At 38.6% G+C, this 7,037-nt stretch carries 9 protein-coding genes; 6 read left to right on the top strand and 3 right to left on the bottom strand.

Annotated features, from left to right (window positions below; all coding sequences use genetic code 11):
• The first annotated feature begins 16 nt into the window (after nucleotides 1-16).
• The 6 genes from atpD to P6922_RS05745 all read left to right on the top strand — a co-directional run bounded on the left by atpD (nucleotide 17) and on the right by P6922_RS05745 (nucleotide 5,677).
• A complete protein-coding gene (atpD, locus tag P6922_RS05720; protein WP_007553602.1) occupies nucleotides 17-1,450 on the top strand; it encodes a F0F1 ATP synthase subunit beta in 1,434 nt (477 codons plus the stop codon).
• 3 nt (nucleotides 1,451-1,453) lie between these two features.
• On the top strand, nucleotides 1,454-1,870 hold the full coding sequence (atpC, locus tag P6922_RS05725) for an ATP synthase F1 subunit epsilon (protein ID WP_007555845.1): 417 nt from the start codon (nucleotides 1,454-1,456) through the stop codon (nucleotides 1,868-1,870).
• A 135-nt stretch (nucleotides 1,871-2,005) separates the two neighbouring features.
• Nucleotides 2,006-2,941: a peptide-methionine (R)-S-oxide reductase MsrB gene (msrB, locus tag P6922_RS05730; RefSeq protein ID WP_276875006.1), complete on the top strand. Its 936-nt coding sequence runs from the start codon at nucleotides 2,006-2,008 to the stop codon at nucleotides 2,939-2,941.
• Between the two features lie 22 nt (nucleotides 2,942-2,963).
• The gene (gene ccdA2, locus P6922_RS05735) at nucleotides 2,964-3,659 is read left to right on the top strand and encodes a thiol-disulfide oxidoreductase-associated membrane protein CcdA2 (protein WP_276875007.1); all 696 of its coding nucleotides are present in this window, start codon (nucleotides 2,964-2,966) and stop codon (nucleotides 3,657-3,659) included.
• A gap of 11 nt (nucleotides 3,660-3,670) precedes the next feature.
• A complete protein-coding gene (locus P6922_RS05740) occupies nucleotides 3,671-4,213 on the top strand; it encodes a TlpA family protein disulfide reductase (protein WP_276875008.1) in 543 nt (180 codons plus the stop codon).
• A 90-nt stretch (nucleotides 4,214-4,303) separates the two neighbouring features.
• Entirely contained in the window at nucleotides 4,304-5,677 is a 1,374-nt protein-coding gene (locus tag P6922_RS05745; RefSeq protein ID WP_276875009.1) for an aminopeptidase, read from the top strand.
• Between the two features lie 256 nt (nucleotides 5,678-5,933).
• On the opposite strand, the gene P6922_RS06025 is transcribed toward P6922_RS05745, so the two are convergent.
• From P6922_RS06025 to P6922_RS05755, 3 genes are read right to left on the bottom strand one after another with little or no spacing between them, the layout of a single operon-like run.
• Nucleotides 5,934-6,095 (bottom strand): hemagglutinin repeat-containing protein, encoded by a 162-nt coding sequence (locus tag P6922_RS06025; protein ID WP_423777938.1) that lies wholly within the window; start codon nucleotides 6,093-6,095, stop codon nucleotides 5,934-5,936.
• 26 nt (nucleotides 6,096-6,121) lie between these two features.
• On the bottom strand, nucleotides 6,122-6,547 hold the full coding sequence (locus P6922_RS05750) for a hypothetical protein (RefSeq protein ID WP_276875010.1): 426 nt from the start codon (nucleotides 6,545-6,547) through the stop codon (nucleotides 6,122-6,124).
• Nucleotides 6,544-7,005 carry a hypothetical protein gene (locus P6922_RS05755; protein ID WP_276875011.1) on the bottom strand — a complete coding sequence of 154 codons (462 nt, stop codon included), beginning with the start codon at nucleotides 7,003-7,005 and terminating at the stop codon, nucleotides 6,544-6,546. The genes P6922_RS05750 and P6922_RS05755 overlap by 4 nt, the downstream gene beginning before the upstream one ends.
• Nucleotides 7,006-7,037 lie beyond the last annotated feature (32 nt).

Genomic DNA, 7,037 nt, shown 5'->3' on the forward strand with positions numbered 1-7,037 from the left:
GGAGGAATGCTTCTTCATGGCAAATGAACATGAGGGGCAGGTGGGTAAGGTCGTTCAAGTAATCGGCGCAGTTGTCGATATTGCTTTTAAGGACGATCAGGAACTCCCTGCCATCTATAACGCAATTCACGTAAAAGATGAAAACGGCAATGTTCCTGTTGATGTCATCTGTGAAACCATGCAGCACTTGGGCGACGGTGTCGTTCGTGCGGTAGCAATGAGTTCCACCGACGGCATGGTCAGAGGAATGAAAGCCGTAGATACAGGACGCGCAATTGCAGTACCGGTAGGTGACGGATGTCTCGGACGTATATTCAACGTATTGGGACAAACCGTAGACAACGGTACTGAAGAAGTAAAAGCGTCTGATTATTGGCCGATTCACCGCGCTGCGCCTGCATTTAAAGATCAGGCACCGGCGGCTGAAATTTTCGAAACCGGTATAAAAGTCGTAGACTTGATTGCACCATACGCAAAAGGTGGTAAGATCGGTCTGTTCGGCGGTGCCGGCGTAGGTAAAACGGTCTTAATTCAGGAATTAATTCACAACGTTGCAACCGAACACTCAGGATGCTCAGTATTCTGCGGAGTAGGTGAACGTACCCGTGAAGGTAACGACCTTTGGGGTGAAATGAAAGAATCCGGCGTATTGTCCAAAGCCGCACTGGTATACGGACAGATGAACGAACCGCCGGGAGCACGTATGCGTGTTGCACTGACAGGACTTACAATGTCTGAATACTTCCGTGACAAACAAGGACAGGACGTGTTGCTCTTCATTGACAACATATTCCGTTTCGTACAAGCAGGTTCAGAAGTATCTGCATTGCTCGGACGTATGCCGTCAGCCGTAGGTTACCAGCCTACACTCGCAACCGACATAGGTGAACTGCAAGAACGTATTACATCCACAAAAGACGGATCCATTACATCCGTTCAGGCGGTATACGTGCCGGCAGACGACTTGACAGACCCGGCACCGGCCGGAGTATTTACACACTTGGACGCAACAACGGTATTGAACCGTTCAATTGCAGAATTGGGAATTTATCCGGCAGTGGATCCTCTCGACTCCACAAGCCGTATACTCGACCCCAATACCTTGGGTGAAGAACACTACGAAGTAGCACGTGGAGTTCAGGCAATACTTCAGAGATACAAAGAATTGCAAGACATCATTGCAATTTTGGGAATGGAAGAATTGTCCGACGAAGACAAAGTCATCGTTGCACGTGCAAGAAAGATTCAGAGATTCCTCTCACAACCTTTCTTCGTAGCGGAACAATTTACAGGTTCTCCGGGACGTTATGTACCTTTGAAAGAAACCATCAGAGGTTTCAAAGAAATACTCTCAGGACAGCATGACGACTTGCCGGAAGGTGCCTTCTACATGGTAGGTACCATTGACGAAGCAATTGAAAAGGCTGCATCGATGAAGAAAGGGGAATAAGCCATGGCTGATACCCTTACATCTCCAATGCACGTTGAAATCATTTCACCGGATGGCCCGATATATGTAGCCGACGGCGTAACAATGGTAGTAGCTCGTGCATCGGACGGAGAATTTGCAATAATGAAAAATCACCTGCCTTTAGCATCCGCATTGGATATGTGCGCAGTACGTATCCATACAGGAAATAAAGAGCAGAAAGTTGCGGTATTCGGCGGTTTTCTTGAAAACAAAGATAACAAAGTAACGATTATCGCACCGCTGGCAGAACTTGCTGAAAATATCGACGAAGCTCGTGCAATAGAAGCACAAAAAAGAGCTCAAGAAAGAATTAAAGCACGCAAAGCCGGTACGGACATCGAACGTGCAAAACTTGCACTCCAACGTGCAATAGTACGTTTGAAAGCAATCCGAAATTAAAATTAGACCTTGCTTATACAGCAGGGTCTTTTTTTTACGCAAAAATATGTTAAAAAAATAAAAACATTGTTTATTAATTTGTAAAATAAACAAATATGAGTATAATATATATAAATCTCGATATAGGAGGCACAAATGAAAGAAATATACTTGGCAGGAGGATGCTTCTGGGGAATGGAAGCATATTTTACAAGAATTCATGGAATAAAACATGTAGACTGCGGATACGCAAACGGAAAAACAAATGAAACTGACTATGAAAAAGTAGCTGTGACGGGACATGCCGAAACAATACATGTAATATATGATGAAAATGAAATTACACTTCGTCAAATACTGCTCTTTTACTTGAGAGTAGTAAATCCGACCACATACAACAGACAAGGAAACGACTACGGAGCGCAATACAGAAGCGGAATTTTTTATGTAGATGAAGCGGATGCGCAAGTGATAAAAAAATTTTTTGACGAAAAACAAAAAAATTACGAAAGGAAAATACTCGTAAAAATTGAACCGTTGAAAAATTATATTTTAGCCGAGGAATACCATCAAAAATATCTGGAAAAAAATCCTAACGGTTACTGTCACATAAACATAGCAAAAGCATACGAACCTTTAATAGATGAAGGAATGTACACAAAAAAGAGTGATCAAGAACTGAAAAAAGAACTTACACCTGTCCAATATGAAGTAACTCGTGAAAATAAAACCGAAAGAGCATTTGAAAATGAATTTTTCGATAAATTCGAAGAAGGTATTTACGTAGACATAACAACAGGCGAACCGCTTTTTTCATCAGAAGACAAATTCGATTCAGGCTGCGGATGGCCGGCATTTTCAAAACCGGTTGCAGACGAAGTAATAAAAAAACACGAAGACTACAGTTACGGAATGCACAGAACGGAAGTAAGAAGCAGAAGCGGAGATGCACACTTGGGACATGTATTTGATGACGGGCCGAGCGAACTCGGAGGCAAAAGATACTGTATAAACAGTGCCGCACTTCGTTTCATTCCGAAAAAAGACATGGAAAAAGAAGGCTACGAATACCTTCTGAAAAGCAAGAAATAATTCGTAAAACAGTGGAGGAACCATGAACGGAAATTACGACATATTTGTCGGAACGGTTTTCATATCGGGAATACTGTCATTTTTTTCACCATGCGTATTTCCTTTGATTCCTGTATACATAGGAAAACTTACAGATGAAACGGAAAAACATGAAAAAAGTGTAAATATATACTCGATACTGAAAACGCTATTTTTCATACTGGGACTGTCCGCCGTCTTTTTGAGCTTCGGATTGGGAGCCGGAGTCTTGGGCAAATGGATACATCATCCGTATACACGATATATAACGGGATTCATAGTAATTCTTTTGGGAATACATCAAACGGAACTCATAAATATCGGCATACTTCAACGACAAAAAACAATGACGGCAAGAAAAAGTGAAAAAACCGGAATTCTAAGCTCATTTTTATTGGGGCTTACATTCAGCTTCGGCTGGACACCATGCGTAGGACCCGTACTTGCATCCGTACTTGCAATAGCTGCAACTCAAAACGGATCGGCAATATACGGACTCATACTTACAGGCGTATATGCATTAGGAATGGCAGTACCGTTTATGATTATTACACTTGCGGCATCATGGTGTATGAACTATTTTACATCAATAAAAAAACATATGGTACTTTTGAAAAAAATCGGCGGAGCGATAATTATTTTTATGGGAATTTTACTTATAAGCGGACAAATAAACTCATTTACCGCACTCATTTCGTAAAAGGAGAAAACATGAATAAAACAATAAAAAGCATAATGATGATTTTTGCCGCCATGTTTATGATATGTGTAATCTCGGGCTGCGGAATTATATCTGACGATGTAGAAAATAAAGATGAAGCGACAAGTACCGTATACGACGAACCGTTGGACTTTGAACTTAAAGACGTTAACGGAAAAACATACAAACTTTCCGATTATCGTGGTAAAAAAGTATATATAAAATTTTGGGCAAGCTGGTGCGGAATTTGTATCAAAACACTGCCGGAAACCGATGCAATGGCAAAAAACAGCGAAGATATTGTTGTTCTGTCGGTAGTATCACCCGGTATAAATGGAGAAAAAACAAAAGAAGAATTTATTCAATGGTACAACAAAAACACATTTGAAAATTTACCGGTACTTCTTGACGAAGACGGTGAACTTTCGAAAAAAATGAGCATACAAGCATACCCGACATCCGTATTTATCGACAGTGAAGGTAAAGTAAAAGAAATAATCCCCGGAGCGATAAACGAAGAAATGATAAGAAAACTCATGAAAAAGTTGTCATAATTCAATAAAAATCCGAAAATCAGTGAAAATTGTATACAATACAAAAGAAAAGATATATACTAAGTACATAATGAAAAGGGAGGATACGCAATGAAAGAAACATACAGCAGAAAAAAAACAGTTTGGCAAAGAATGAACGAAAAAGAACGTCAAGCAGCAATTGACCTTTGTGAAAAATATAAACAATTTTTGGACACCGCACGCACCGAACGTTTAGCAACTGAGGAAATTATAAGACGTGCAAAAGAAGCCGGATTTAAACCCCTATACGACATGAAAACACTCAAAGCCGGCGACAAAGTATATTGGAATCAAAAAGGTAAATCCGTAATTTTATCCGTAATCGGTAAAAAACCGGTACACGAAGGAACAAAAATTGTAGGATCTCACATCGATTCTCCACGTCTGGATTTAAAACCCAATCCCGTAAATGAACAAGACGGACTTGTATACTTCAGAACACACTATTACGGAGGAATAAAAAAATATCAATGGACATGTATTCCTCTTGCACTTATCGGAGTAGTATTTACAAAATCCGGTAAGAAAGTGGAAATTTCAATCGGAATGAATGAAAACGATCCGGTATTCTATATAAGTGACTTACTTCCGCACATGGCACAAGAACAAATGAAAAAAACCATGGCACAAGGAATAACCGGAGAACAATTACAAGCACTTATCGGTACACACTCACAAGACGGTGAAACACCGAAAGAAGCAATCATGAAATTGCTCAAAGATACATACGGAATCGAAGAAGAAGATTTTGCAACCGCAGAACTTGAACTCGTACCGGCAATGAAGAGTCGTGACGTAGGATTTGACAAATCCATGCTCGCATCATACGGTCAAGACGATCGTGCATGCTCATTCTCCAATATGGAAGCAATACTTGCCGCAAATGCAGGCGAATACACACAAATCGCACTGCTCACCGACAAAGAAGAAATAGGATCCTACGGAAACACAGGAATGGAATCTTCATATTTTGTAAAATTCGTAATGAAAATGCTTGCACTTCAAGGACAAGGAAGCCTTTTGGAATTTTACGAAACAATGGAAAACAGTGAAATGCTCTCGGCAGACGTAAACAGCTGCATGGATCCGATGTTCCCCGAAGTATCTGAAAAATCCAACTCGGCACTTCTCGGATACGGAATAAGCGTAACAAAGTACACAGGATCACGAGGCAAAGCCGGAAGTAACGATGCAAATGCGGAATTTTTACACAAAATAAGAACAATATTCAACGAAGCGGGAGTATGCTGGCAAATCGGCGAACTCGGCAAAGTAGACCAAGGCGGCGGCGGAACAATCGCATTCATGATAGCAAACTGGGGCGCCGAAGTAGTAGACTGCGGAACTTCAATGCTCTCAATGCACGCACCGTTCGATTTGGTAGAAAAAGCGGACATTTACGGAACATACTTGGCATACAAAGCATTCTTCGAAAGTAAATAAAATTAAAAATATAAAAAAATCGGAATATGGAGAAATCCTTATTTCGATTTTTTACTTAAACACCTGTAGTAAATATCTCTTTTAAAAAAAGTTATGATGAAAGGTACGTATTAAACAATTCAAAACCCTTACGCCGCAAAACATCATATTTCATCATTGTGTATGTCGATTCCTATTCCTATATTTATACTATTTTGTGTTTCTTTTGTTGTTTTGTGTTTTATTCGCACATTGTATGTGTTTGTATTATCTCTTTTTAGTTTCCTTTGTTTTGCATGTAACTTAAATTTATTCCTTGTATGCCTTGTATTCCGACTGCAGCTCCGATTTGTTTGTTTTCGTTTTTCGTTTTTGTTTCTCTTGTTGTTGTGTTTTCTTTGCTTATTATATTTATGTTTTTGTTTGAGTTTATGTGTATTTCTTTACTATAAGATTACTTGGCTTTTAATCTTTCAAACATAAACCCAATAAAATAATAGGTATTATACTAATTATTGTTCCTAGAAAACAACATATAAATGTTTCTCTTAAGCGTTTATAATCAGATTCTTTTTTTACAAAAATATTTGAATATTTAGTCATTTGAAGCCTAAACGATATTGTTCCGGTAATTCCTGCCAATTCGAAACATATAGCGCTAAATAAGCTTAAGTTAGAATTGATTGAATTTATCATTTCTAAAAATGCAATAACACAGCTTAAAATCATTAAAACGGAAGGTATACCTATTAAAATCACTTTAATTAATTTATTTTCTTTTTGTTTTAAAAAATATGTAAATAGCAGATAAATAAATACCCAAATTCCTATAAAAAAGCACCATATACGTACATCATTTATTTGTATAATCCTATGAAATAAATCTATCATCTTATTTCACCTTCATATATTTCTCGTGCTTTTTCTTCTTTTATAGTCGGGATATCATCTTTTATTTGAAATTTAAAATATTCTCCGTTTATACTTCCAATAAAAGCCCCTGCACCAGCACCTACACCGGGTAACAAAGCATTACCAATACCGTCACCCAATATAGCTCCACCTATAGGAACAGCATCTGCAACCCAAGCTTTACCTAAGTTCCAACCGTCATATTTATAATAATCTTGATACATTTCATATCCTGTCATAAGTAGAGTTACTCCGCCTACTTTTACTACTGTTTTAGCCAAAGGATTATTTATTCCATATTGCATTATTATCAGTTCGGGTGTCATGTCAGCTTTACTTGAGATAATTTCCGACACAAAACTTTCTCCTAAACTGAAACTGCTCGGATCATATATTTTAGGTGCAACGGGAAGCCCGTTTATTCTTATCTGTTCCATAAAAATATAGTCCAATTTTCAAGTTTTTGTTT

Source organism: Dialister micraerophilus (assembly GCF_947090205.1).
In the GTDB taxonomy this organism is placed as follows: Bacteria; Bacillota; Negativicutes; order Veillonellales; family Dialisteraceae; genus Dialister; species Dialister micraerophilus.